The sequence below is a fragment of the Companilactobacillus bobalius genome (assembly GCF_009764355.1).
Window position 1 is genome coordinate 339,408 of the sequence record NZ_LNUA01000031.1, and the last position, 25,423, is coordinate 364,830.

26 protein-coding genes are annotated in these 25,423 nt (G+C 36.2%); 16 read left to right on the plus strand and 10 right to left on the minus strand.

Going from position 1 to position 25,423, the window contains the following annotated elements; genetic code table 11:
- Positions 1 to 126 precede the first annotated feature (126 nt).
- The 3 genes from ATN92_RS06120 (at position 127) to ATN92_RS06130 (ending at position 3,214) form a co-directional block, all read left to right on the plus strand.
- Positions 127 to 993 (plus strand): DegV family protein, encoded by an 867-nt coding sequence (locus ATN92_RS06120; protein ID WP_056953744.1) that lies wholly within the window; start codon positions 127 to 129, stop codon positions 991 to 993.
- Entirely contained in the window at positions 983 to 1,339 is a 357-nt protein-coding gene (locus ATN92_RS06125) for a VOC family protein (RefSeq protein WP_056953746.1), read from the plus strand. The genes ATN92_RS06120 and ATN92_RS06125 overlap by 11 nt, the downstream gene beginning before the upstream one ends.
- Before the next feature lie 438 nt (positions 1,340 to 1,777).
- Positions 1,778 to 3,214, plus strand: a complete 1,437-nt coding sequence (locus ATN92_RS06130; RefSeq protein ID WP_234032534.1) for an MFS transporter — start codon at positions 1,778 to 1,780, stop codon at positions 3,212 to 3,214.
- 35 nt (positions 3,215 to 3,249) lie between these two features.
- Here ATN92_RS06130 and ATN92_RS06135 read toward each other — a convergent pair whose 3' ends face one another.
- Positions 3,250 to 5,202, minus strand: a complete 1,953-nt coding sequence (locus tag ATN92_RS06135; RefSeq protein ID WP_056953750.1) for a sucrose-specific PTS transporter subunit IIBC — start codon at positions 5,200 to 5,202, stop codon at positions 3,250 to 3,252.
- Positions 5,203 to 5,420: 218 nt separating this feature from the next.
- Here ATN92_RS06135 and ATN92_RS06140 point away from each other — a divergent pair, with 218 nt between their 5' ends.
- Positions 5,421 to 6,857 (plus strand): sucrose-6-phosphate hydrolase, encoded by a 1,437-nt coding sequence (locus tag ATN92_RS06140; RefSeq protein ID WP_056953752.1) that lies wholly within the window; start codon positions 5,421 to 5,423, stop codon positions 6,855 to 6,857.
- Between the two features lie 8 nt (positions 6,858 to 6,865).
- A complete protein-coding gene (locus tag ATN92_RS06145; protein WP_179207687.1) occupies positions 6,866 to 7,849 on the plus strand; it encodes a LacI family DNA-binding transcriptional regulator in 984 nt (327 codons plus the stop codon).
- A gap of 21 nt (positions 7,850 to 7,870) precedes the next feature.
- Here the strand turns inward: ATN92_RS06145 and ATN92_RS06150 are convergent, their stop codons facing one another.
- The 3 genes from ATN92_RS06150 to rlmD all read right to left on the minus strand — a co-directional run bounded on the left by ATN92_RS06150 (position 7,871) and on the right by rlmD (position 10,693).
- Positions 7,871 to 8,308, minus strand: coding sequence for an NUDIX hydrolase (locus ATN92_RS06150; protein WP_056953756.1), 438 nt, complete (start codon positions 8,306 to 8,308; stop codon positions 7,871 to 7,873).
- A 130-nt stretch (positions 8,309 to 8,438) separates the two neighbouring features.
- Positions 8,439 to 9,173 carry a class I SAM-dependent methyltransferase gene (locus tag ATN92_RS06155; RefSeq protein ID WP_056953758.1) on the minus strand — a complete coding sequence of 245 codons (735 nt, stop codon included), beginning with the start codon at positions 9,171 to 9,173 and terminating at the stop codon, positions 8,439 to 8,441.
- A 140-nt stretch (positions 9,174 to 9,313) separates the two neighbouring features.
- Entirely contained in the window at positions 9,314 to 10,693 is a 1,380-nt protein-coding gene (gene rlmD, locus ATN92_RS06160) for a 23S rRNA (uracil(1939)-C(5))-methyltransferase RlmD (protein WP_056953760.1), read from the minus strand.
- 66 nt (positions 10,694 to 10,759) lie between these two features.
- Between rlmD and recX the strand changes: the two genes are divergently transcribed.
- The 9 genes from recX (at position 10,760) to ATN92_RS06205 (ending at position 17,302) form a co-directional block, all read left to right on the plus strand.
- Entirely contained in the window at positions 10,760 to 11,530 is a 771-nt protein-coding gene (recX, locus tag ATN92_RS06165; RefSeq protein ID WP_056953762.1) for a recombination regulator RecX, read from the plus strand.
- Between the two features lie 78 nt (positions 11,531 to 11,608).
- The gene (ntdP, locus tag ATN92_RS06170) at positions 11,609 to 12,142 is read left to right on the plus strand and encodes a nucleoside tri-diphosphate phosphatase (protein ID WP_054643218.1); all 534 of its coding nucleotides are present in this window, start codon (positions 11,609 to 11,611) and stop codon (positions 12,140 to 12,142) included.
- Between the two features lie 64 nt (positions 12,143 to 12,206).
- On the plus strand, positions 12,207 to 13,097 hold the full coding sequence (locus tag ATN92_RS06175) for a LysR family transcriptional regulator (protein ID WP_056953764.1): 891 nt from the start codon (positions 12,207 to 12,209) through the stop codon (positions 13,095 to 13,097).
- 82 nt (positions 13,098 to 13,179) lie between these two features.
- Positions 13,180 to 13,530: a MerR family transcriptional regulator gene (locus ATN92_RS06180; protein ID WP_056953766.1), complete on the plus strand. Its 351-nt coding sequence runs from the start codon at positions 13,180 to 13,182 to the stop codon at positions 13,528 to 13,530.
- A 2-nt stretch (positions 13,531 to 13,532) separates the two neighbouring features.
- Positions 13,533 to 14,543, plus strand: a complete 1,011-nt coding sequence (locus tag ATN92_RS06185) for an aldo/keto reductase (protein ID WP_056953768.1) — start codon at positions 13,533 to 13,535, stop codon at positions 14,541 to 14,543.
- A 26-nt stretch (positions 14,544 to 14,569) separates the two neighbouring features.
- Entirely contained in the window at positions 14,570 to 15,481 is a 912-nt protein-coding gene (locus tag ATN92_RS06190; RefSeq protein WP_056953770.1) for an amidohydrolase family protein, read from the plus strand.
- Position 15,482: 1 nt separating this feature from the next.
- Positions 15,483 to 16,055, plus strand: a complete 573-nt coding sequence (locus ATN92_RS06195; RefSeq protein WP_056953772.1) for a histidine phosphatase family protein — start codon at positions 15,483 to 15,485, stop codon at positions 16,053 to 16,055.
- A gap of 1 nt (position 16,056) precedes the next feature.
- Positions 16,057 to 16,641, plus strand: coding sequence for a histidine phosphatase family protein (locus ATN92_RS06200; RefSeq protein WP_056953774.1), 585 nt, complete (start codon positions 16,057 to 16,059; stop codon positions 16,639 to 16,641).
- Positions 16,642 to 16,726: 85 nt separating this feature from the next.
- On the plus strand, positions 16,727 to 17,302 hold the full coding sequence (locus ATN92_RS06205; protein WP_056953776.1) for a histidine phosphatase family protein: 576 nt from the start codon (positions 16,727 to 16,729) through the stop codon (positions 17,300 to 17,302).
- 53 nt (positions 17,303 to 17,355) lie between these two features.
- Here ATN92_RS06205 and ATN92_RS06210 read toward each other — a convergent pair whose 3' ends face one another.
- The 6 genes from ATN92_RS06210 to ATN92_RS06235 form a co-directional block, all read right to left on the minus strand.
- Positions 17,356 to 18,102 (minus strand): amino acid ABC transporter ATP-binding protein, encoded by a 747-nt coding sequence (locus ATN92_RS06210; RefSeq protein WP_056953778.1) that lies wholly within the window; start codon positions 18,100 to 18,102, stop codon positions 17,356 to 17,358.
- Entirely contained in the window at positions 18,102 to 18,797 is a 696-nt protein-coding gene (locus ATN92_RS06215; protein WP_025084707.1) for an amino acid ABC transporter permease, read from the minus strand. Before ATN92_RS06215 ends, ATN92_RS06210 begins: the two co-directional genes overlap by 1 nt.
- 31 nt (positions 18,798 to 18,828) lie before the next feature.
- Positions 18,829 to 19,611 (minus strand): transporter substrate-binding domain-containing protein, encoded by a 783-nt coding sequence (locus ATN92_RS06220; RefSeq protein WP_056953780.1) that lies wholly within the window; start codon positions 19,609 to 19,611, stop codon positions 18,829 to 18,831.
- 81 nt (positions 19,612 to 19,692) lie between these two features.
- On the minus strand, positions 19,693 to 20,616 hold the full coding sequence (gene cysK, locus ATN92_RS06225) for a cysteine synthase A (RefSeq protein WP_056953783.1): 924 nt from the start codon (positions 20,614 to 20,616) through the stop codon (positions 19,693 to 19,695).
- A gap of 13 nt (positions 20,617 to 20,629) precedes the next feature.
- Positions 20,630 to 21,427, minus strand: coding sequence for a homoserine O-acetyltransferase/O-succinyltransferase family protein (locus tag ATN92_RS06230; RefSeq protein WP_056953785.1), 798 nt, complete (start codon positions 21,425 to 21,427; stop codon positions 20,630 to 20,632).
- Positions 21,428 to 21,676: 249 nt separating this feature from the next.
- Complete coding sequence (locus tag ATN92_RS06235) at positions 21,677 to 22,138, minus strand: hypothetical protein (RefSeq protein ID WP_056953787.1); 462 nt, start codon at positions 22,136 to 22,138, stop codon at positions 21,677 to 21,679.
- A 129-nt stretch (positions 22,139 to 22,267) separates the two neighbouring features.
- On the opposite strand from ATN92_RS06235, the gene ATN92_RS06240 reads away from it, so the two are divergent.
- A complete protein-coding gene (locus tag ATN92_RS06240) occupies positions 22,268 to 23,623 on the plus strand; it encodes a hemolysin family protein (protein WP_056953788.1) in 1,356 nt (451 codons plus the stop codon).
- An 88-nt stretch (positions 23,624 to 23,711) separates the two neighbouring features.
- Positions 23,712 to 25,289 carry a peptide chain release factor 3 gene (locus ATN92_RS06245; protein WP_056953790.1) on the plus strand — a complete coding sequence of 526 codons (1,578 nt, stop codon included), beginning with the start codon at positions 23,712 to 23,714 and terminating at the stop codon, positions 25,287 to 25,289.
- Positions 25,290 to 25,423: the final 134 nt, after the last annotated feature.

The window sequence follows — 25,423 nt, forward strand, 5'->3', positions numbered from 1 at the left end:
AAATGTTTACTTAACAAAAATGATAGCGCTTTCCAATAACTAAAACAACCCTATAGATTTAAAAAATATAATAAAATGTTATTATTATATGCATGAATACAAAGTCACTTGAAAAAGAGGAAAAATATGAAAACGGCAGTTGTAACTGATACAGCATCGTACTTAACACCTGAGCAAATCAAGCAATACAACATCACCGTCTTGCCAATCACGGTTATTTTGGGGAATAAGCAATACAAAGAAACAGAAGAATTAACGGATCAAGAGTTTTATGATTATTTGCGTAATGAACCAGAATTACCAACAACAGCTCAAGTTTCGATGGGACAGATCCAAGAAGCTTATGATCGTTTGGTATCAGAAGGTTATGACACAATTATCTCAATTCACTTATCATTAGGAATTACTTCATTTATGGACAACTTACGTATGTTCGTGAAGGATTATGATAATGCTAAAGTTTACCCATTTGATTCAATGGCTGCCAGTGCCGCCGAAGCTGATTTAGTTATGTTAGCTGGTTCAATGGCACAAAAGGGAGAAGATCCTGAAAAAATCGTTGCTAAAATGGAAGAATTACGTGATTCAACCGATATTTATTTTGCAGTTAATGACTTGAAACATTTGAGTCGTACTGGCCGTTTAAGTAATCGTTCCGCTATTATTGGTAGTTTATTAGACGTTAAACCATTGTTAACTTTTAAAGATGGTAAAATTTTTGCAATTGGTAAGGAAAGAACCATGCATCGAGCTTTCCGTGTAATTGCATTAGAGATACAAAAATATGCAGATGCACATCCAGACTGGAAGTTGCACATCACAGTAGTTGATTCTAATAATCGTGAAATGCTAGAGAAGTGGAGCAATGATTTCCAAAATAACTTCCCTGACGCACGAATTTCAACAAGTCATTTAGGACCTGCTATCAGTGTACATACTGGTGAAAAAACTATGGGTGTCGTTTGGGATAGGGATTTGTTAGATGAAAACTAGAATTATGCTTTACGTCGATGACGTTGATATGAACGTTGAATTTTGGGTCGAAGAGTTTGGAGCTAAAGTAGTAGCACGTCAAACTTTAAATGGTGGCTACCAAAATGTTATCGTAGGGATTTCTGCGGAAACCGAGCTATCGATTTTTCCTAAAGATTACGTCAGAATTTATTCACCAGAAGTAGATGAGACAGTACCATCATTGATGTTCTTCTCTAATCGATTCAATGAGCTACATGATGATTTATTAAGTGCAGGGGAAGTCTCTGAAGTTAATGGTGTGTTGACTTTTAACTTCCAAGATCCTGAAGGTAATTATTTTGTTGTTGCTAGAGAAGAGGACTAATAGATAGATGTTCGATTGCCGTCCTCCACAACAAGTTCGATTGGTCTGGGACGCTGATTTGAGCCAATTGAAGTTCACAATTGTCTCAAATACAGGTCTTTTTCTAGGTGGGAAAAGCACCTACCAAGAAAAATTTCACGGCTGAGACCAATCGGACTTGTTGTTCCGGACTAGTGTGTTGTTCTTAATTAGGGGTTAGGATAGATTTTGGTTAGACAATATAATCTGCTGGTTACTTCGAATAATTTAGAAATTTAAAATAGTATTCATTTAGAACAGGCGTGTATAATTGCGTTTCTAAATGGGTACTATTGTTTTTTTTGCTGAAAATTTAGAAAATAATAAATAGAGTTGTTTATTAGTCTGGAGTAAAAGTTGAAAATGCGGTCAGCTGTGAAATCATTGTTAGCGGCTTTGCCGGTTACAATGAGGCTGATCTTGAAGATCCAAAATCTCGCACGAAGTGTGAGATTTTTAGCTCCAAGTCACGCCCACAGCGTTCCACCAGCATTTTCAACTTTTGCGGAAGACGGCAGTTTAACACTAAAACCAACCTTCAATGAAGCACTTTTACCTGATAGGCAAGTTAGACGACCGCTTGAAAGGAGAATGGACTTTCTCATCTTGTTAAGTGTTATAACATGGTCAATCAAGTTAGGGATGACTATTATGAAACAAGATAATTTACAATTGATCAAGGCCGGAAGTACTTCAGTTATTAATGCCTTAGGTGAAACCATTTTTTCATTCTCATTGTCTTTAAAGCTATTGAAGGTAACTGGTTCAGCTTTAGGATATGGTACTAGCTTATTCATCGGTCCAATTGTTGGACTAGCTTTGGCACCTATCATTGGAAAAATAATTGATAAATATTCTCATAAACGATTAGCTTTGATTTCTGAAGCTTTGTTGATTGCTTCGTTGTTACTATATCTATTGGCCTATTCAATGGGGACTAATATTTTGTATACGGCCATCGTAGTTGTTTGTGCCATGAATATTTTTGGCCGATTATTCTCCATTACTTATTTATCCTCAACACCACAAATTGTTAGTAAAAAATCTATTCAACGTCTCAACTCAATTCAGACAACGGGAGTGTCTATGGCTAGTATTGTAGCTGCACCTTTAGCAGGTTTTCTGTTTGGAGTCGTACCATTTACTTGGATTATTCTGGTAGAAATTTTTACAGAGGGTCTGACGCTACTAGTCACTTGGAGTACGCATTTTAAGCAAATAACAGTTGAAAAGACGGTTACTGGTGATGATGAAAAGATTGATTTGGTTAAAGTTTTAAAGGGTCAACCACAATTAGTTGTTTTGACTGTAATCGCAATGGTATTGAATTTAGCTGGTATTTCCTTACAAATTGGAATTCCTTATGTTTTGATTCATATCCTCAAGTATTCAACTGTCGTCAGTGGTAATGTTCAAGGTATTTTGTCATTTGGAGTTTTCTTAGGCGGAATTATTATTACGATTGTTGAAATTAAAGATGTCTTTAAATTTGAAAAGGTAACTTATTGGATCTCAGTGGTTGAACTTCTTTTACTAGGATTCTTAATTAAGCTTGTTCCACAGTATACCTTGGCAATCTTTGTTGTGATTGAATTTGTCTCTGGTTTTGTAGGAGCAATTTCTGATCCACCAGTCTTTACGTATGTACAAGAGATTATTCCTGAAAAAGCCTTGGGACGAGTCAATACTTTGATGTACACTATGGTTCAAATTCTAAATCCAATTGGTGTCTTGATTTATAGCGCAGCCTTTGCAGCTATTGATTATCGGGTACTATATTTGGTCAATGGATTGATTGCGGCTGTTTTGGTAGCGTTATTGTTTACGCAATTTAAAAATCCACAAAAAAATGCCTAATTTATTTAGGCATTTTTTATATGATTCATGAAGGGTTAAACATTTGCGGCAGCGGAATAATTTGCAGCTAATTCTGTCAAAGCTACGATGTCATCGCCAGATTTGACGTCTGTTTTATTCAATTTATCCACGTCGCCGTAGGACATTGTGTTGGTTACGACAATCATAACTGTGGGATCATAACCAGCTGTTTGGATTTTTTCAATATCAAAGGTACCAAGCAAATCACCTTTTTTAACAGTATCGCCTTGTTTAACGTTAGATGTGAAGTATTGTCCTTTAAGATCAACGGTGTCGATTCCTAAATGAATAAGAACTTCGGCACCATCATTGGTCTTAATGCCGTAAGCATGTTTTGTAGCATAAGCAACGGTAACTGTTCCATCGGCTACAGCGTAAACATTGTTATCAGTGGGTTTGATGGCAGCACCTTTACCCATAATTTCAGCGGAGAAGACTTGATCATTAACATCTTTTAATTGAATCAATTCACCAGATACGGGAGCGGCAATTAGTTCATCAGCTACAGCAACAGTATCATTATCGGCTTTTTCAACTGGTTTAGCAGTTGTTACTTTGTCGAACTTGATTCCGTAAAGATATGTAAGAGTAAAACCTAAAGCAATACTGATTAAGATACTGATGAAGAATGGTAGGTAATACTTAGGTGGGAAAGAAATGAATCCGATGATACCAGCGGCACCTAAAGCACTAGATAGAACATGGAAGATACCAATAAAGATAGAGGCAATTCCGGAAGCAATCATGGCACAGATGAATGGGTAACGTAATTTCAAGTTAACACCGAAGATAGCTGGTTCTGTGATACCTAATAGAGCTGACAATCCAGCTGATGATGCCAAACCTTTTTGTTTCTTGTCTTTAGAAAGGAAGAAGACAGCTAGACAGGCAGCACCTTGAGCCGCATTGGCCATAGAAGCGATTGGGAAGAAGAAATCTCCACCGGTTTTAGCAATGTTAGTCAGTAATTGTGTTTCGATAGCAGGGAAACTTTGATGAAGTCCGGTAATAACGATAGGTGAGTAAAAGGTACCAAAGATAGCAGTACCAACGAATCCAGTTGCGTTATACATCCAAACGATACCGTTAGTTAAACCATCGGAGACAATTCTCATGATAGGTCCAACACCGATAAATGTTAGTAGACCAGTTACGATTACCGCAAGTAGTGGGGTAAAGATAAAGTCTAAAGTTGCGGGCATATGCTTATGTAGCCATTTTTCAATAGTAGCTAAGATCCAAGCAACTGCTAGAACTGGTAAAACTTGACCTTGATATCCGGCTTGAGCAACTTTTAAACCAAAGACATTCCAATAAGTCATCTTGCCAGCAGCCATAACGTTAGCAACATCGTAGCCGTTGACCAAAGCGGGCATAACCATTGCCATACCAATAGCTGCACCAAGATAAGGATTACCGCCAAAACGTTTAGTAGCTGAGAAACCAATTAATACAGGCATGAAAGTGAATGGAGCTGAAGCCAAAAGATTAATTAATTCAGCAACACCTTTCATTCCAGGATACATTTGAACAACTGATTGAGCACCAAAGAGGTTAGGGGATGTTAAGACGTTATTCAAAGCCATCAACAAACCACCAGCAACAAGGGCTGGAATTAATGGAACAAAAATATCGGAAAGAAGTTTAACAAAGGCCATGATGGGATTGGCCTTTTTGCCATTAGTGGCTAAATTCTTAAGGTCATCAGGGGTTACTGTTTTAAGACCTGTCTTTTGAATTAAGAAGTCATAAACTTTGTCGACATCACCAGGCCCAATGATGATTTGATATTGACCATTGATACTGAAAGTACCTTTGACATCGTCATCGGTATCTAATCCCTTTTGATCGATTTTCTTTTCATCTTTAACAACTAATCTTAATCGAGTCGCACAGTGAGCCGCCGCAATTAAATTATCACGTCCCACATATTTCAGTACTCGATCCGCAACTTGTTCATGATTCATAGTAATTTCCTCCTAAAATATATGTAAGCGTTTCGATACTTTAATAATACATGGTTTTTATAAATTGTCAAACGTTTAGCAATTCATAATTGCTTTATATTTTTGTAAGCGATTAATATACTGCTATACATAAATAAATGTAAATGTTATACGATTGACAATTTTAAACAAAATAAGTTACAATGAAGCCATTATCAAAGAAAGTATGGGTCAAAATTATGATTACAAAATGGACAACTGCATTGAGATATAAGCCATATCAAGAATGGTCAGATCAGGAGTTAATTGATATCGAACAGAAGATTGCTCAATCACATTGGCGTTTGGGGTATCATATTCAACCGTCAACTGGTCTTTTAAATGACCCTAATGGATTCTCTTATTTTAATAATCAGTGGCATTTGTTTTATCAATCATTTCCTTATGGTGCCGTACATGGACTAAAGAGTTGGGCTCATTTAACTTCAAATGATTTAGTTCATTGGCAAGATCACGGACCAGCTTTGTTGCCAGGGGATGCTCAAGATAGTCACGGTGCTTACTCTGGTTCGGCAATCCCTGTAGATGACAAGTTATTTATGATGTATACCGGTAACGTCCGTGATAAAAATTGGGTACGTCATCCTAAACAAGATGGTGCTTGGATGGGTAAGGATAATCAAATCAAAAAAATTTCTACACCATTGATTGAAAATCCTAAACCAGGTTATACAGATCATTTTCGTGATCCTCAGATTATTAAACATGAAAATACTTACTATTGTTTAATTGGTGGGCGTCGAGCTGATGACACAGGGCATGTCTTGGTATATCAAGCCTCTGAAGTCACCGGTCCTTGGTCATACAAAACAGAATTGAAGTTCACTGACGAGAATTGTGGTTACATGATTGAATGTCCTAATTTACTATTTGTTGATAATCGTCCAGTTTTGATGTTTTGTCCGCAAGGAATTGAACAAGATGTGTTACAATACTCGAATGTCTATCCCAACGCTGTAGTCATCGGTGAGGACTTTGACTGGGGGACATTTAGTTTTATTAATCCAAGTGCAATCGAAAACTTAGATGAGGGTTTTGATGTTTACGCTACACATGGATTCAATGCTCCAGATGGACGAGCTTTAACAGTCAGTTGGATTGGTCTTCCAGATACTACTTATCCTTCGGATAAAGAAGGCTGGGCTAACTGTTTCAGCTTGATCAAAGAACTGAAGATCAAAGATAATCATTTGTACCAAATACCAGTAGTCGAAAATAATCAGTTAGTTAAGGAAACACTTAACTCAAAGGAAATTACGCCTCAAGCCAAGTTATCATTCAAACTGGGAGCAAACTTAGTTGGATCGATAACACTTAAGACGGAACTTAATGAAGAATTACAAATTATTCTTGATACAACTAATGGTAAGATATTAGTTGATCGCACAAATGCTGGAGTTCCTTTTGCGACTGATTTTGGTACGACAAGAAGTACTAAAGTTAGTGCTGGTAAAGAAATTCAGGCCGATTTGTATCTAGATAATACAGTTTTTGAATTATACGTTAACGGTGGACAAAAAGTTATCACCGGTCGGATTTTTCCACAGGGTAAACAGTTCTTGGTGGAATCAGAAAATATTGAAGTGAAAAAAGTTAGTTTAGACAAGATTTATTAATGAGGTAGATTATGGCGACATTAGATGATATTGCAAAATTAGCGGGTGTTTCAGCGACAACAGTTTCACGAGTTATTAATAACTATGGCTCACTGTCGGAAAAGACTAAAACAAAGGTTTTTGAAGCTATGAGAGAACTCAATTACCAACCCAATAGTTTGGCAAGATCATTGAAGGGGAAGAAGACCCAATTGATTGGGGTTATTTTACCCGGTGTCAGTAATCCTTTCTTTGGACAAATGGTGCAAGAAATTGAAGATCAATTGTTCAAAAAGGGTTTTCGAATCATTCTTTGCAATGCAGGTAGTGATGCCGAAAAAGAACGAGACTATTTAAGAATGTTGATGGCTAACCGTGTTGATGGAATTATTGCTGGATCGCACAATTTGGGGATTGAGGAATACCAAAAGGTGGGATTACCAATTATTTCGTTTGATCGTTATTTATCAGATGAAATTCCAATAGTTAGTTCCGATAATTATCATGGTGGTCAACTTGCCGCCCAGACTTTAATGAGGTCAGGTAGTAAAAAATTACAAATTATTACGGGTGCTAATCGTCCTAATAGTCCAACCAATGCGAGATTGACTGGCTTTAAAGATGAATTAGCGAAGAGTGATTTGGATTTCGATATAATGGAAATCAGTTTTTCTGCCACGCCTAATATTAAAGGATTGAAGATCAAAGAATTATTGTCTAAGCGAGAAGTTGATGGAATCTTCTGTACTGACGATTTGACGGCCCTATTAGTTATGCAACAAGCTAAGGCTTTGGGGATGAGGGTCCCTGAAGATGTGAAGCTTGTTGGATATGATGGGACGAATTTTGTTCAGTCTTATCATCCTGAATTGACAACAGTTATGCAGCCAATCTCAGATATTGTGATGGTGATGATCGACTTGTTGTTAAAACGTATTGATGATCATGATTGTGAATTAGAAGATAATTATGTTTTGCCTGTTAAGTTGATTACTGGTGAAACTACTGTATAGAAAAAGCCGTAGATGTGAGGTCTACGACTTTTTTTGATGTTTAAATAATTGAACGAGAAAATTATCTCGGATGTTTTGTTGAAGTGGAGGTAAATTTTTGAGTGCCAATTTGATCTGCATTCTACGATGTGGAATGAGGTTGAGTGGCAATTTGTAGATTGAAAAGAATTTTAATTCATTTGTTTCAGGCCCACTTATGATTAATTCTCCTCCGACAATTTGGCTACAATAAACTATTTGTTGGTCATTTTGTTGCTTGTTATAGAAGGTTCCAACTTTTTTAGTGGGAGAAACGAACAAACCGGTTTCTTCAAAAGCTTCTCTTTTTAGACAGGTAAGGTAGTCTTCATCTTTTTCTAAAGTTCCTCCAGGCAAATCCCAAAAGGGTACATCATTTCTTTTTACTAAGAGGATTAGTTTATCGATTGTTATAATATTAAAAACTCCTGTTGTTGGCATGATAGGATCCTCCTGAAATTTGTTATAAAAAAATACGTTAAATCGAGTTTGATTTTACTCCGTTTAACGTATTTTTGTTTGTAGTGATATTTAATAACCATAGTTCTATCTGAAATAGTGAAAAGTGGACCTACTCCGCTCTCTTTGCTGAGATTATCAGCATCATTGGTCTTCTAAACTCATCCTTCATTCCAGGAATATCTAACAAATGTTTTGGTGGCGTGGGTTCTTCTAAGCCTTTTAGTGTAAATCCATTTTGTAACAGTGTATTTACATAAGTCGTTAAAGTCTTGTGATATTTAACAACTTTGTGGTTTAAGAAATCAGCTTCTCGTTTGCCTTCTTCAAAGTAGTGATCGACAGGCCAGCAGGCTATTTCTCCGTTCTCATCATAAAACCATTCCTGGTTGCCATAGGCTGTGAAGATGGGATGTTCAACAGAGAAGACGAATGCTCCATTTGGGGATAAGCTGTGTCTAACTTTTTGACAAATAAGATTGAAATCTGGAGTGTAATGCAAGGCTAGGGAACTGATAACGATATCGAAACTATTTTCGGGAAAGTCGATATCTTCCATTGCCATTTTTTGGTAATGAACGTTGTCGTAATGATTCTTTTCCTGAGCCACTTTGAGCATGTTCTCAGATAGATCGATTCCTAAAACTGATTTTGCTCCATTTTGTGCTGCATAAATATCATGCCAGCCAAAGCCACAACCGATATCTAGAACTCTTTTGTCGTGAAAATCGGGTAGCATTTTTTGAAAGGTTGGCCATTCTCCAGCAGCTTTTAAGCCTTCAACAGAACGTGGAAATTTACTGTAGGCTTCAAAGAAACTTTTATCATCGTATTCATTTTCTTCCATGAATAGTTCATCTCTTTTGTTAGGTTTTAAATAACCATGGTTCTATGTAAAATAGTGGAAACGAGCTATGTAGGCCAGATTCCTGTGCAATTCTGATACTTAGGCAAATCCTCGTGAGCTGACCGCCTCTGTTCCACTCTCTATCTTTTTACTAGTTTAACGACTGTTTCAACGTGTGGTGTTTGTGGGAACATATCTACTGGTTGTAAATAAACGACTTTATAGCGTTCCGCTAATCTTACTAAATCTTTAGCTAAGGTTGATGGGTTACATGAAACGTAAACTAACTTATCAACTGGGTTGCGATTTAGTGTTGTGATCATGCTGCCTTCTAGTCCGGTTCTTGGTGGATCTACGACAATTGAGTTGACGTTGATGCCATCTTTTAATAATTCTGGATAGATTTTGTAAGTTGATCCGACGTAGTAGTCAGCATTTTCTACTTCATTTAATTTGGCATTTGCTTTGGCGTCTTCGATAGCTTCGGGAATAATTTCAATTCCGTAAATATGCTTAACGGTCTCTGACATAGTAATACCGATTGTTCCAACTCCACAATATGCATCTAGAAGGATATCTCTTTGAGTTGGTTCTAGTGCTTGGTTAACAAGGTCATACAATTTATCAGTTTGAAGTGAATTTAATTGTAGAAAGGCACGTGGTGAAAAGTTGAAAATATAGCCATTGATATCTTCTTGGAGATATTCGTCACCCCAGAGTAATTTAGTTTCATCACCCCAAACGGCACCTTGATCTTCCTTATTAATATTTTGAGAAATTGAACTAACTTCAGGAATTTCTTCTTGAATACGTTCAATTAATTGTCGTTCTTTGATAAATTTTGGTGAACGAGTAATGAAGGTAACTTGAAGTTGGTTAAATTCAACTGATTCACGAATGACAATCATGCTGAGGATTCCTGATTTTTGTTTAGGATTGAAAACGGGGATTTCCAAGTCTTTAATGATTTCAACAATCTTGCGCATGGCCGACATAGTTAGATCCATTTGTGTTGGCATTTCAGTTAAATCAACTAATTCTTGTGTGCCTGTTTTGTAAAGTCCACAACGGATTTCGCCATCTATCTCTTGAATAGGGAATTGAGCTTTGTTACGATATTTTTCTTGTTGAACTGAGGCTACAGTTGGACGAATGTTGTATTTTTCATAAGCGTAAGGTTTGTATTTTTCGAGTGATTCACGGAGAATATCGGCCTTAAATTTTAATTGGTCTTCATATTTAATATGAGCAAAATCCAAACCACCAACTTTGTCAGCTAAGGCAGGTGTCTCAGGATTTCTGAAGCGACTAGCTTGTCTGATTTTGTGAATACGGCCATTTAGAAAACGAGGGTGCACATCAGTGACTTCACAGACGATGACATCTTCGGGAACAGCTTTTGGTACAAAGACGATGACATGCTTGAAAAAACCGATGCCTTCGCCATTTATACCGATTCGTTTGATAGTTAGTGGAAATTTGTCACCAACTTTTAGTTCTTGAGTTATATTTGTATCCATAATTTTTCCTTTGAATGTTTTTGCGATAAACTTACACTTGAGTATAACATGTGAGGTAATAATATTTTGGCAAAAGTTACGAAAATTCAGGCCCAGAAACGTAAGGGACGTTACAATATCTATCTTGATGGCAAGTATGCTTTTCCTGTAGCGGAGACTACTTTGATCGAATTTCGTCTGATGAAAGATGTAGAATTGACCGATCAACAAGTTGCGGAGATTGAACATCGAGAGAATGTAAATAAGGCTTATGGTGATGCAGTTAATTATTTGAGTTACCAATTGCGAACAGAAAAAGAAATCAAAGAGTATCTATATAAGAAGGAATATCACAAAGATGCTGTCGAATTCACACTTGAAAAGTTGCGTAATCTACATTATTTGGATGATGCTAGTTATGCTAAGAGTTTTATCACCGATCAATTACGGATGACCGCTAATGGACCTAAGATAATTGAGCAAAAATTGTTTCAAAAGGGTGTGCCGGACAATATCATTCAGGATAGTTTATTTGATATTGATCAGGATGTTCTATTGGAGAATGCTATTGAATTTGCTAAGAAACAAGCTCGAAAACAAAAACGAGCCTCATTCCAACAAATGCTGACAAAGATTCGTCAGAGTTTATATCAAAAGGGTTTTAATAGTGAGATTACTAACGAAGCTATTAAGAAATTAGATTTAGAAGTCGATGAAGATGAGGAACTTGATAAATTAAAGAAAATGATTGAAAAAGTTCAGCATCGTTATGATACGCAAGCTAAATTGATTAATTATTTAATGACTAAAGGCTACCATTACGATGAGATCAAGCGTGTTTTAGACGCTAACAATTAACTGTTTATCTTTCAATCGTTTCACAGCTCTGTTATACTTTTTTTGGATAAGATTTAGGTTTAGAAAGCTGGGTAAGTTATGCAAGTTCCTAGAGAAGGGGATTACGTAGCAATCCAGAGTTATAAGCATGATGGTCATTTACATCGTACTTGGCGTGAAACAATGGTGCTAAAGACAAGTGAGAATGAGATTATCGGTTGTAATGAGAATACTCTTGTCACAGAAGCAGACGGACGTCGTTGGGTAACTAGAGAGCCAGCATTAGTCTATTTTCATAGAAAGTACTGGTTCAACATCGTTACTATGATTCGGAATAGTGGAGTGTCCTATTATTGCAATCTAGCAACACCGTTTGCCTTAGATAAAGAAGCCATTAAATATATTGATTATGATTTAGATGTTAAGGTTTTTCCGGATGGAGAAAAAAGACTACTCGATGTAGACGAGTATGCGGCACACAGTAAAATGTGGAATTATCCACCAGAAATAGATACAATTTTACATTATAATGTCGACGTTTTAATTGATTGGATCGATAAGAAGAAAGGCCCATTTTCACAGGCCTATGTTGATCTTTGGATGCAAAGATATGAGGAACTGTCACACCATTAGGATTGCTATATCCTAGTAAGATCACCTATAGGTGGTCTTTTTTAGTATTCGGGAGGATAAGATAATGGAGCTACGTGTTTTAAATTATTTTTTGATGATTGCGCGTGAAGAGAATATTACTAGAGCAGCTAATTTGTTGCATGTTAGCCAACCAACACTTTCACGGCAGATTGCAGCTTTGGAAGAAGAATTGGGAACAAAACTGTTTGTTCGTCAAAGTCACAAAATAACTTTAACCGAAGATGGCTTATTGTTGAGACGTCGGGCTGAAGAGATGCGTCAACTAAGCGACAAAATCAAAACAGAAATGTCTGAAGACAAAGCTGAGATTGCTGGTGAAATTTCTATTGGCGGTGGTGAACTTCGAAGTATGAATGAATTGGCTCAGATTATGACTGCATTTCGTCAGCAATATCCACTAGTAACTTTCAAAATTCAAAGTGGTAACTCTAAGGATACTAAATGGGGAATCGAACAAGGACTACTGGATTTAGGTCTATTGATTGAACCTGTCAGCACTGAAAAATATGATTTTGCTAGAATGCATCCAGTTGAACAGTGGGGTGTTATGACACCAGTCGATTCATCGTTGGCTAAATTTGATTACATAGAGTCAAAAGATTTGAGAAATCAGACATTGATTTTATCTAAAAGCAGACCGATGGAAAGTGAATTGAATTATTGGTTTGGGAGTGATTTGAAGAAAATTCACGTTGCTGCTAATTACAATTTGCTCTACAATGCGGTGATTATGGCTAGAGCTGGTCTGGGTAGTGTCTTGTGTCTGAAGTTGGATGCTCATTATGAAGGAATGAAGTTTATTCCTTTGAAACCGGCTTTAACTTATAATTCTGTCTTGGCTTGGAAAGCTGATCAAATAACGGCTCGTAATGTGTCGGCTTTTATTGATTTTGCTAAGGAATACCTAGAAGGTATTTCAGATGATGAAAAATAAGCATTATACATTTCATATAAGTGGTTTGATAATATAGATGTTCCGTTAAGGGATGTCTATTTTTTTGTAGGAAAGATTAATTATGAACAAAAAAGAAGTTAGTCAAAAATATCGGATTCCGGTTGAAGTTCTTGATGAATATGAATCTTGGGGATTATGCAATGTTGTCAAATACGTGATGGGTGAATGGCAATATGATAATCAGGATCTGGAGCGTCTAAGTACAATCATGGCTTTGCACGATGTCGGCTTCAGTAATAAAGAAGTTGAGCAGTATATGCGTTTGCTATTAGAAACACCTAATTCTAAGCAAACACGAATTGATTTTTTAACAAAGAAACGTAAGTCGAAGTTAGACGAGATTCATTTGCAAGAAAAACAGTTGGAACGAATCGATTACTTGCGTCATGAAATAAATGAGAGGAAGTTTTAGTTTTGGATTATCGCAAACTAGGTAACACTGGATTAGACGTTTCACGAATTTGTTTGGGAACCATGGGCTTTGGACGTCCGGAAACAGGCGTTTTTCCTTGGGCTGTCGATTATGATAAAAGTGAACAAGTAGTTAAAAAGGCCTTGGATTTGGGAATCAATTTCTTTGATACAGCTAACATTTATTCTTATGGTGACAGTGAAGAATTTTTAGGAAAAGCACTGAAAAAGTATGCTAATCGTGATGAGGTTGTAGTTGCTACGAAGGTATTCTTCAGTCAATCTGATAAACCTAATCAACATGGATTATCACGTAAGGCTATCATGACTCAAATTGATAAAAGTTTGAAACGTTTAGATATGGATTATGTTGATTTGTATATCATTCATCGTTGGGACTACAACACTCCAATCGAAGAAACAATGGAAGCTTTGCATGACATAGTTAAATCAGGTAAAGCTAGATATATTGGAGCTTCAGCTATGTATTCTTGGCAATTTGAAAGAGCCCAAGCTGTTGCAAGAGAACATAATTGGACCGAATTTGTATCGATGCAAGATCATCTAAATCTCTTGTACCGTGAAGAAGAGCGAGAAATGTTGCCACTTTGTGAGGATGAAAATATTGCAGTAACTCCCTATAGTCCTTTAGCTTCCGGACATTTAACACGTCCAACTTGGAATGGTGGAACTAAGCGAGCACAAACTGATAAAGTAGCTGAAAGTAAATATGATAATGCGGAACAAAATGATATGGAAATCGTTAAACGAGTTTCAGAAGTGGCTGCTAAACATCATGTTACGATGGCTCAAGTTGCTATTGCTTGGCTATTGCAAAAGAAACAGGTTGTGGCTCCAATTATAGGCGCAACTAATCCGGATCATTTGGCTAGTTCGGTTGATGCTTTGAATGTTAAATTGGATAATGAAGATGTTAAATATATGAAAGCACCATATTTGCCACATAAGTTGGTTGGTGCTTTTACTAAAGAAGAAAATGATTTTACACGTTAATAATTAATAGGAAAGGTGGAAAAATTATGAATCAAAAATTAGATATTTTTGCACACGTTTTGCCAACCAATCTGTTGAAAAGTATTAAGAAAGATGTCCCCAGTATTATTGAGGACAATCTTTTTTTGCAGATTTCCTCTTTGACTGATTTAAAATTACGTCATCAAAACTTTCCTCAGGATGTTAAACAAATTATTTCAAATGTTAATTTGAATCCTGAAGATTATTTTGATGGAGAAAAGTCTGCTCAAATGTGCGGGGATGCTAACGATGAAATGATACAGATTCAAAAAGCTAATACTGATATTTTTGAGTCAGTCGTGGCAATGGTACCCATGAACAATTTAGACGAAGCTGTTAAAATCATTCAACAAGTCTCACAAAATCCGTCTTTAGTGGGAATTCAGCTTTTTACAAGAGCTTTAGGAAAATCGATTGCTGATCCAGAATTTGAAATAGTATTCAAAACGGCTGCTGAGTTAAATGTGCCGATTTGGTTGCATCCTGTATTTGATGGTAGAAAACCAGATAACAATTTGACTTTCAGTTGGGAATACGAATTAACACAGGCAATGTATCAACTGGTTTTAGCTGATTATTTTGAAAAGTATCCCAATTTGAAGATAATTGTTCATCATGCTGGAGCAATGGTTCCGTTTTTTGCCGGTCGGATTAAATATACTTTGCCTAAGTATTATGAGGATTTTAAAAAGTTTTATGTTGATACAGCAATTTTAGGTAATTCCAAAGCCTTGGAATTGGCACTGGATTTTTATGGTCCAAAACACCTAGTCTTTGGAACGGATGCACCTTTCGCAGTGATGCCTAATGGAGCAACCCAGGAGATTATGCAGGCAATTGATGAAATGAATATTTCTGACATTCAAAGAAATGGAATTTATCGCGATAATTTTATTAATTTGTTAAAGGAGAAATAGCATGACAAAAAAACTTTATTTGATGCGCCATGGGCAAACTCAATTCAATGAGTTACATAAGATTCAAGGAGCCTGCGATTCGCCACTAACTCAGAAAGGTATTAACGATGCCAAAAAGGTTGGCCAATATTTCAAAGAACATCAATTAACTTTTGATCATGCCTATTCATCAACCCAGGAACGAGCATCTGACACTTTGGAATTAGTAACTGATCAACCATATCAACGCCTCAAGGGATTAAAGGAATGGAATTTTGGCGTCTTTGAGGGTGAAAGTGAAAAGCTTAATCCTAAACCTGATCCTAAGGTTGGTTCGTATGGCGATTTCTTTGTACCTTATCAAGGAGAAGCTGCTAGTGAAGTACAAACTAGAGTTAATCAAACATTAACCGATATTATGGAACAAGCCGATGACGGTCAAAATATCCTAGCTGTCAGTCATGGTGGAGCAATTCATATGTTTACTTTGAAGTGGATCACAGAAAGACTGCCACATATTACTAATTGTTCAGTAATTGAATTTGAATATGATCAAGGTATTTTCAAATATCAGAAAACGATTGAAGTGAATTAAAATGACTAAAACTTTATACTTAATGCGTCACGGACAGACACAATTTAATGCTTTAGGTAAGATTCAAGGAGTATGCGATTCACCTTTAACTTCGAAGGGAATTGCTGATGCCAAAAAAGTTGACCAATATTTTAAAGATAACCAAATAGAATTTGATCATGCTTATTCTTCAACTCAAGAACGGGCTTCTGATACTTTGGAGTTAGTAACTGACCAACCTTATCAGCGTTTAAAAGGTTTGAGGGAATGGAACTTTGGATTATTCGAGGGTGAGAACCAACGACTCAATCCTAAATATGATCCTAAAATTGGTTCAGTCGGCGATGCCTTTGTTCCATACGGTGGGGACTCGGCCGATGACGTGCAGATACGGATGGTAAGAGTTTTAACCGAAATTATGGATCGTAAAGATAATCAAAATGTTTTGGTTGTGGGACATGGCGCATCAATCTATTTGTTCTTGAAAAATTGGATTCCACTAGAGGAAATCGTCAAGCACGTAGAAATGAAAAATTGTTCCGTTTTGAAGTTCGAATTTGCGGATGACAAATTTAAATATCTTAAGACAATCAATGTGGTAGATTAATTTAAACTTTCGTCTTGGTTTTGTAGTTCTAAAAGTAAAAGTCGCGTATCCTAGGCGTATATCAGATTTGGGGAGAAAAATTGAGATGAAAACACTATATTTGATGCGCCATGGTCAAACGCTTTTTAATAAGCTAGAAAAAACACAGGGAGCTTGTGATTCACCTTTAACAGCTAAGGGAATTGAGGATGCCAAAACTGCAAAGCAATTTTTTGAAGAACATCAAATGCACTTTGATCACTGCTTTTCGTCAACACAGGAGCGTGCTTCCGATACTTTGGAATTAGTAACTGATCAACCTTATCAACGTTTGAAGGGGGTCAAAGAATGGGACTTCGGTATTTTTGAAGGTGAGAGTGAGACACTTTTGCCTAAAACTTACTATACTGATGGATCTTATGGCGACTTCTTCGTTGAATTTAATGGTGAGTCGGCTACAAAATTTCAGGCTCGTGTTATTAGGACTCTTAAGGAAACGATGGCACAAGTATCTGATGGTGAAAATACATTAGTAGTCTGTCATGGAGCGGTGATGTTGATGTTTATGCAGTCACTATTTTCGATGGAGAAAATTGCCAAAGAAATTAGCTTTCATAACTGTGCCGTGCTTAAATTAACTTTTGATAATAATAAGTTTGAATTTGTTGAACAAGTAAAATAATTCATAACAAAAAAGCAGCCATTTTATTGGCTGCTTTTTGTTAGGGGTTATTACTATTTTTCTTCGTTAAATGTAATACCTGATAAAAAGTCTTTGATTCGTGTTGTGGGATGATTAAAGAACTCATCGGTTGAACCGTCGAAGAGGATGTCACCATCTTCAACAAAGACAATTTTATCAGCAACTGAACGAGCAAATTCCATGTTGTGTGTCACAATAATCATTGCTTGTCCCATTTTGCTTAGCTCTTCCAAAATCAAAAGAACCTGTGTTTCCAACTCTGGATCAAGTGCACTAGTTGGTTCGTCCAAAAGAATGTATTCAGGATCCATTGCTAAAGCACGACAAATTGAAATACGTTGTTGTTGACCACCAGATAGTTGGCTTGGATAACGGTCAGCGTATTCTGATAAACCGACTTGAGCAAGCAACTTATGGGCACGTTCTTCGGTTTCTTTCTTAGATTTACCAAGTACTGTTTCAGGAGCAGTAGTGATGTTCTTGAGTACGGTTAGATTAGGAAAGAGATTCCAATTTTGAAAAACCATACTAGTTTTTTTACGAACATCGAAACTAAGCTTTTTGGAAACAGGTTTAGAATAATCAAGTTGCAGATCAGAGAAGTTCAAAGTTCCACTTTCAGGTCGAACTAAAAGGTCTAGTGATCTTAATAGTGTTGATTTACCAGAACCAGAAGGTCCCAGAATAACAGTTGTTTTACCATCAGGGAAGTCAACACTAAGATTCTTAAGAACTTGTTTATTACCATAAGTTTTAACAATATTCTTCAATGAAATCATTAGGCTTCACTTCCTTTAACGTATTTTGAAGTTCTCCGTTCGAGATAATGTTGCAATAAAGTAAGTAACGAGCAGACAACAGCATACAAGAAAGCGGCCAATGAGTACATCAATAATGGTTGAAAGTTTTTAGCAGTAATTTGTTGACTGACTTGGAACATTTCCAAAATTGTAATAGAACTGGCAAGAGATGTATCCTTCACTAAACCAATAAATGAATTGGATAGTGGTGGTAGAGCAATTCTAACAGCCTGTGGCAACACAATCTTCATTAATGTTTGCTTAGTCGTAAAATTCAATGTAAAAGCTGCATCCCATTGATCTTGCGGAACTGATAACAAGGCTGAACGAATAGTCTCTGAGGCATAAGCCCCAGTATTCAATGAGAAACCAATTACGGCAGCAATGAATGGTGATAGTTGAACGCCAGCACTTGGAAGACCAAAGAAGATAATGAATAATTGAACCAATAGTGGAGTGGAACGGAATAACCAAACATAGAAGTTAGCAATTGCACGAAGTACTAACCAAGGATATTTGATCAATTTATTTTCACTCGGTTGGATGAATTTAATTAAAGCTGTTAATACGGCTAAGATTAGGCCAAAGATAAAAGAAATAATGGCCAACGGAATGGTATACTGCAACATTGCAGAAATCATTGCTGGTAATGAAGTAATGATAGTGTGCCACATGAACTTATAACCCCCTCGATAATTTTAAAATTTATTTTTTGGTGATATCTTCACCGAAGTACTTATTAGAAAGCTTCTTCATTGTACCGTCTTTATATAGTTCTTTGATAGCTTTATTTACACGGTTACGTAGATGAGTTGATTTCTTGTTGTAAATTGGAGCAATCTTTGATGGTTTAAGTTTGCTATTAGGAATAGTGATGTATTTCAAATCAGTGTTCTTATGGCTTTCTTTCCAATATAGGAAGGCTTCCTTAGAATTGAAAGCACCAGCAACACGTCCTTGATCGATCATTGACATGTCAGTTTGGAAATCAGCAGCAGGAACTACCTTAGCACCAAATTTTTCGGCATGGTTGTAATTATCAGTACCAGTACCGGCAGAAATCTTCTTACCCTTAATATCATCTACAGAATTAATACCTGTACCATCTTTAGTAATGATAACTGATTTTGAGTAAATGTAAGGTGTTGAGAAGATGTAATGTTTCTCACGTGATGGGTTTTCAGCCACGTTATTCAAAACAACATCAAAAGTATTTGAGTTTAAACCAGCAATTAATGAATCCCACTTTGTTGGAACAAATTTAGCCTTTAAATCAAGTTTCTTAGCAATGGCTTTACCAAGATCGACTTCAAATCCCTTAAGTTTACCATTATCACGGTATGAGTAAGGTGCATAAGTACCTTCCAAACCGATTGTTAAAGTACCATCAGTCTTAGTATCACTGTTGGCGCTCTTGTTTGAGCAACCAGTTAGAACCAAAACAAAGGCTGCAATCATTGTTAAAATTAAAGCAATACGCTTTTTCATTATAAAAAAATCCCCCTCTAATAGAAAATTACCATTTTCTATTCTCTCATAAAATAAAAATACTTAAAAAAGATATGACTTTTAAAACTTAAATAAATCAGTTGATAGGTATCTTTCACCATTATCAGGTGCAACAGTTACGACAGTTTTACCTTTGCCAAGTTTCTTAGCAATTTGAATGGCTCCGTAGATATTGGCACCAGCAGAAATACCTGGTAAAAAGCCTTCCTTGTGGCTAACTTCTTGCGCCATCTTAATGGCTTGATCACTAGTTACTTCCATTATATCTGAATAAGCATTCTTATCGAGTGTGTCCGGGATGAAGCCAGCACTGATACCTTGAATTTTGTGGGCACCAGTTTTTCCTTCCTTTAATAAAGGAGACTCAGCAGCTTCAAGAGCCCAAACTTTTACATTAGGATATTTCTTAGTTAGAGCATGACTAACACCAGAAAGAGTACCGCCAGTACCAACACCAGCTACAAAGCCATCAACTGGAGTGTCACCAAATGCTTCAACGATTTCCTTACCAGTAGTAGCTTCATGAATAGCCGGGTTAGCAGGATTTTGGAATTGCATAGGCATGAAGTAACCATTTTCCTTAGATAGGTCTGTGGCTTTCTTAATAGCACCACCCATACCATCTTTACCAGGTGTCAAAATCAATTCAGTGCCGTATCCCTGCATCAACTTACGACGTTCGATACTCATTGTTTCAGGCATTGTAATGATTAAATGGTAACCTTTAGCGGCGGCGACTAGTGATAAGCCAATACCAGTGTTACCTGAAGTAGGTTCAACTAATGTATCGCCAGGTTTGATTTTGCCAGCTTTTTCAGCAGCTTCAATCATTGAAAGAGCAATTCTATCTTTGATAGAGCTACCAGGATTGAAGAATTCTAATTTTACGTAAACGTCAGCGGCATCTTCAGGAACGACGTTGTTTAGTTTAACGATAGGTGTATTTCCAATAAGTTCTGTAATATTTTGAGCAATTTTTGTCATAATGATAATCTCCTTAACAAGTAGTTAATTTATATTCTGAAACTGATTGAAGCCAATTATGATAAAAGTTAAGTTGTGTTTGTTTCCAAGCAAAAGTTGGCTTTTTATCTAATGGCGAATAGTAATTCAAAGCGGGAAGTGGTTGTTTTGCTTTGGGACTGGCCAATTCACGGCGATATTCTTTATCTAAACCATCTTTTTGATATTCTAAATGTGAAAAGATAAAAGTTTGATTCTTATCGACGGCTTCAGCTAAAGTTAATAGACCATTTTCACTGATAGCTTTGATTGATAAGTGAGGGTTATTCTGCATCTCTTCGTGATCCATTTCGGCATAACGAGCGTGAGGTGCAGGAAAGTTGTCACTGATATTTTCAAGATATTTAGAATCTTTCAAAATTTGATTTTGGAAAATTCCGAATACCTTGTGAGGTAAAAGTTTTTTTTGAATGTTATATATACGATTAAGGGCAGCCATGGCGCCCCAACAGACATACAATTGTGGAATGTCAGTCTGATTTAATTGGTCAATCAAATCATTGATTTCATCAAAGTAGGAAACTTGAGGAAAATCTAATTTTTCAACTGGACTACCACTAATGATAAAACCATCAAGATTCTTAATTTCTTCTAAATCTAAAGGTCTCATATTATCTGTTATTTCGGAATCAAGTACACGATCAACGTACCGAGTGGCTGAATAGTAAAATGTCAATTCAACGTTATCAAGGTCTAAAGCCTTCTGAAAATTGTGCATAGTTTCAATTTTATTTTGCATTAAGTTTAAAATTCCAATTCTAATAGGTTCCACAAGTGTCTCCTTTCTAAGTTTGGCAAACAAAAAGAGGAGCCGACTAATGTCAGCTCCTCTTGATTTACAGTTTGCACTACTTGTTTATCAATTGAGTGGTATTAGACATGTCGAAAAAGTATAGTAATTTTTGTCAATTACTACACAACAACATGATTTAATGTTTTCTTGATTAAAATTCAACATGTCAAATTCCTCCTGCAATTAAGATGACTCAAATTTACAATTAAAAAATTAATTAGTCAAGGATTATTTCTTTTTTTCTGTATAAATTGAAAGTGATTCGAATTCCAAATATGAAGCCAAGGTCAATGAAATCATCAACAGGAAGACTAACCAACCCATTGTTCGACCGAGGATTAAACTCAGTGGTAGGAAGCGAGCAATTAAGTAAATACTTAACATCGATAGCCAAAAATCAACAAAAAGATTTGCACCAATGACAACTTTATTACGCTCAAGCACGAAGAAATGTAAAAGATCTTTGAGAATTTTTCTAGTTGAGCTACGGTACATAATCAAAACAGGACGTTGAGCGATTACCTTAACAGCAAACATACCAAAAGCTCCTACGATTCCACCAACAACGATTCTCCAAGTCAAGGCGTGGAGAACTAATGAGTTATATGACACCCCAATGATCGATAGACAGAGAACATAAGGGATGATGAAGAAGAATAGGTAGATGATGGAAATTTTTTTATTAGACATTTTTGATTACTCCCTATATACTAATGTTCTTATTTTAACATGAAAAAGGTTTATTGTTGAATACATAAACACCTGTTATAATTGTTTTGTTTATGTTTAAGTTTACAAATGAAAGTGAGTGCGAGTTAAATGAGTGGTGACTCTTCTGGAGCGTCGCTTTCCGGGCAGCTGATTTTAATAATAGTTTTAACATTATTAAATGCTTTTTTTGCAGCAGGCGAGATGGCGATAGTTTCTGTTAATAAGACGTCCGTTGAGGAAAGAGCAAAGAATGAGAATAAACGGGCTCAGAAAATATTACAGGCGATTAATAATCCCAATAAGTTCCTATCTACGATTCAAGTAGCGATTACTTTAGCAGGCTTCTTGTCATCAGCTAGTGCGGCAACTACCTTAAGTACGAGGGTAGAATCTTTGATTGGTCAATTTCCAGGCAGTCACGAGATTTCAATTATTATTATAACGATAATTTTATCGTTTATTACCTTAGTTTTCGGTGAATTGTATCCGAAGAGAATAGCGTTACAAAAACCCTATGAGGTGGCCAGTTTTACTGAACCTTTTATAAGATTTGTTGGTAAAATTTTACGTCCGTTTGTCTGGTTATTGGATAAGACAATCAATATGTTGACGAAGATTACGCCAATTGATTTTAGTCAAAAGGATGATCCTATTTCTAGAAATGAAATGATTGCTACCTTACGTAAATCACGTAATAGTGGAACAATCAATTCTGACGAGTATCAGATGCTACAGGGAATCATTCGTTTTGGTGATAAGACGGCAAGAGAGATTATGACACCAAGAATGGATACTTTTATGATTGATATCAACAATCCAGTTGATGAGAATATCGATGCAATCTTAGAACAACCATATTCAAGAATTCCTTTATATGGCGGTGATAAGGATAATGTTATCGGAATTGTTCATATTAAGGATCTATTGAAGAAGTCTCGAGAAATTGGTTTTGAAAATATCAATTTAAAATCGATTATGAAGGAACCACTGTTTGTTCCGGAAGCAACTAATATTGATGCCTTGCTTTTAAAAATGCGTAGTACACAGACTCAAATTGCCATGGTTGTTGATGAGTATGGGGGAATCGTCGGTTTAGCTACGATTGAAGACATTTTGGAAGAAATTGTTGGTGAAATTGATGATGAATATGACCCTGTAACAAAGAATTTCCAACGATTGGGTGCCAATAAGTTTTCTGTTGTTGGTTTAATGACAATTGAGGATTTCGATGAACTATTTGAAGAAGAGATTCAAGTAGAAGATGTTGATACGATTGCGGGTTATCTAATCATGAATATTGGTGAGATACCTGATCCTAAGCATCCCAAGTCATTTGAGTTAAAAGATGGAACAGTGATTACATCTGGTGAGTTGAATGGATCAAGAATTGAAAATGTTATTGTGACTGTACCAGATAATAAATTGAAGACAGTTACCTCAAACATGTTCAAAAAGAAATACTAACTGTATTTCTTTTTTTTCGATGAAGAATTAAGTTACAAAGTATGTATGGAGGAATAAAGTACACAAAATTTTTGTGTGTTAATAAAATATGGATCAAAAACAATTAGAACAAGAAGTAAATAAACGTAGAACCTTTGCCATCATTTCTCACCCGGATGCTGGTAAAACAACTATTACTGAACAGATGCTTTACTTTGGTGGAGTTATTCGTTCAGCTGGTACAGTTAAAGCTAAGAAATCCGGTCAATTTGCAACTAGTGATTGGATGGAAATTGAAAAGAAACGTGGTATTTCTGTTACCAGTTCTGTTATGCAATTTCATTACCACGATAAGGATATCAATATCTTGGATACTCCAGGACATGAGGACTTCTCTGAAGATACTTATCGTACATTGATGGCGGTTGATGCTGCAGTCATGGTAATTGATTCTGCCAAAGGTATTGAACCACAAACAAAGAAATTATTTAAAGTTGTTAAAAAACGTGGTATTCCTATTTTCACATTTATGAATAAGTTGGATCGTGATGGTCGTGATCCACTTGATTTGATTGCTGAATTGGAAGATCTTTTGAATATCGAAGGTTGTGCTATGAACTGGCCTATCGGTATGGGTAAGGAATTAAAAGGATTATACGATATTAGTAATAATCGCTTGGAACTTTACCGTAAAGATGGCGATGACCGTTTCCTACCTTTGAATGACAAAGGACAATTGGCTGAATCCAATCCAATTGAAGAAGAGGGTGTCTACGAACAAGCATTAGGTGAAGTTGATTTGATTAAGGAAGCTGGTAACAAGTTCGACTTGGATAAAGTTTTAGCAGGTAATCAAACACCAGTCTTCTTTGGTTCAGCTTTGACTAACTTTGGTGTAGAAACTTTCTTGAACACATTCTTGGACATGGCGCCAGCTCCAGCCGAACATAAGGAACAAGATAGTGAAGAAGTCGTAAAACCTGATGACCCAACATTCTCTGGTTTCGTCTTTAAGATTCAAGCTAATATGAATCCTAATCATCGTGATAGAATTGCTTTCGTACGTATTTGTTCAGGTGAATTTGTTCGTGGAATGGATGTAACTTTGGATCGTACAGGTAAAGTAATGCGCTTGAACAATGCAACTGAGTTCATGTCTGATCAAAGAGAGACAGTTAAGACTGCTGTTGCCGGTGATATTGTTGGTTTGTATGATACTGGTAATTTCCAAATTGGTGATACGATTTATGAAGGTAAAAAATCTGTTCAATTTGAAGACTTACCTCAATTTACACCAGAAATGTTCATGGAAGTTCAAGCTAAGAATGTTATGAAGCAAAAGTCATTCCACAAAGGGATGCAACAATTGGTTCAAGAAGGTGCGGTTCAACTTTATAAGAAATATACAACTAATGACTATATTTTAGGTGCAGTTGGACAACTTCAATTTGAAGTCTTCCAATTTAGAATGAAGAACGAGTATAATTGTGACGTTGTTATGAAACCAATTGGTTCTAGAATTGCCCGTTGGGTAGATCCAGAACAACTAGATGCTTCAATGTCATCAACTAGAAATATGTTAGTGAAAGATTTGGATGACAAACCATTGTTCTTATTTGAGAATAAGTTTGCTGAAAACTGGTTTGCTAACAAATATCCAAATGTTAAGTTAACTTCAAAATTATAGGAAATCGCTGAATGGCGGTTTTTTTTATTGTAAAATTTTCATGGTAGTGTAAAAAATCACATATAAAGGAGGTGCAAAAAAAGCCCGGATGGCGTGAAAACAGGGGATTACGCTCTTCATTTTAAAAAAATAAT

Excerpts from the sequence above, each read along its gene's own strand:
- ATN92_RS06120 (WP_056953744.1), top strand. The coding sequence starts at position 127 with ATGAAAACGGCAGTTGTAACTGATACAGCATCGTACTTAACACCTGAG.
- ATN92_RS06125 (WP_056953746.1), top strand. The coding sequence starts at position 983 with ATGAAAACTAGAATTATGCTTTACGTCGATGACGTTGATATGAACGTT.
- ATN92_RS06135 (WP_056953750.1), bottom strand. The coding sequence starts at position 5,202 with ATGAATCATGAACAAGTTGCGGATCGAGTACTGAAATATGTGGGACGT.
- ATN92_RS06140 (WP_056953752.1), top strand. The coding sequence starts at position 5,421 with ATGATTACAAAATGGACAACTGCATTGAGATATAAGCCATATCAAGAA.
- ATN92_RS06150 (WP_056953756.1), bottom strand. The coding sequence starts at position 8,308 with ATGCCAACAACAGGAGTTTTTAATATTATAACAATCGATAAACTAATC.
- ATN92_RS06155 (WP_056953758.1), bottom strand. The coding sequence starts at position 9,173 with ATGGAAGAAAATGAATACGATGATAAAAGTTTCTTTGAAGCCTACAGT.
- rlmD (WP_056953760.1), bottom strand. The coding sequence starts at position 10,693 with ATGGATACAAATATAACTCAAGAACTAAAAGTTGGTGACAAATTTCCA.
- ntdP (WP_054643218.1), top strand. The coding sequence starts at position 11,609 with ATGCAAGTTCCTAGAGAAGGGGATTACGTAGCAATCCAGAGTTATAAG.
- ATN92_RS06175 (WP_056953764.1), top strand. The coding sequence starts at position 12,207 with ATGGAGCTACGTGTTTTAAATTATTTTTTGATGATTGCGCGTGAAGAG.
- ATN92_RS06180 (WP_056953766.1), top strand. The coding sequence starts at position 13,180 with ATGAACAAAAAAGAAGTTAGTCAAAAATATCGGATTCCGGTTGAAGTT.
- ATN92_RS06190 (WP_056953770.1), top strand. The coding sequence starts at position 14,570 with ATGAATCAAAAATTAGATATTTTTGCACACGTTTTGCCAACCAATCTG.
- ATN92_RS06195 (WP_056953772.1), top strand. The coding sequence starts at position 15,483 with ATGACAAAAAAACTTTATTTGATGCGCCATGGGCAAACTCAATTCAAT.
- ATN92_RS06200 (WP_056953774.1), top strand. The coding sequence starts at position 16,057 with ATGACTAAAACTTTATACTTAATGCGTCACGGACAGACACAATTTAAT.
- ATN92_RS06205 (WP_056953776.1), top strand. The coding sequence starts at position 16,727 with ATGAAAACACTATATTTGATGCGCCATGGTCAAACGCTTTTTAATAAG.
- ATN92_RS06210 (WP_056953778.1), bottom strand. The coding sequence starts at position 18,102 with ATGATTTCATTGAAGAATATTGTTAAAACTTATGGTAATAAACAAGTT.
- ATN92_RS06215 (WP_025084707.1), bottom strand. The coding sequence starts at position 18,797 with ATGTGGCACACTATCATTACTTCATTACCAGCAATGATTTCTGCAATG.
- ATN92_RS06220 (WP_056953780.1), bottom strand. The coding sequence starts at position 19,611 with ATGAAAAAGCGTATTGCTTTAATTTTAACAATGATTGCAGCCTTTGTT.
- cysK (WP_056953783.1), bottom strand. The coding sequence starts at position 20,616 with ATGACAAAAATTGCTCAAAATATTACAGAACTTATTGGAAATACACCT.
- ATN92_RS06235 (WP_056953787.1), bottom strand. The coding sequence starts at position 22,138 with ATGTCTAATAAAAAAATTTCCATCATCTACCTATTCTTCTTCATCATC.
- ATN92_RS06240 (WP_056953788.1), top strand. The coding sequence starts at position 22,268 with ATGAGTGGTGACTCTTCTGGAGCGTCGCTTTCCGGGCAGCTGATTTTA.
- ATN92_RS06245 (WP_056953790.1), top strand. The coding sequence starts at position 23,712 with ATGGATCAAAAACAATTAGAACAAGAAGTAAATAAACGTAGAACCTTT.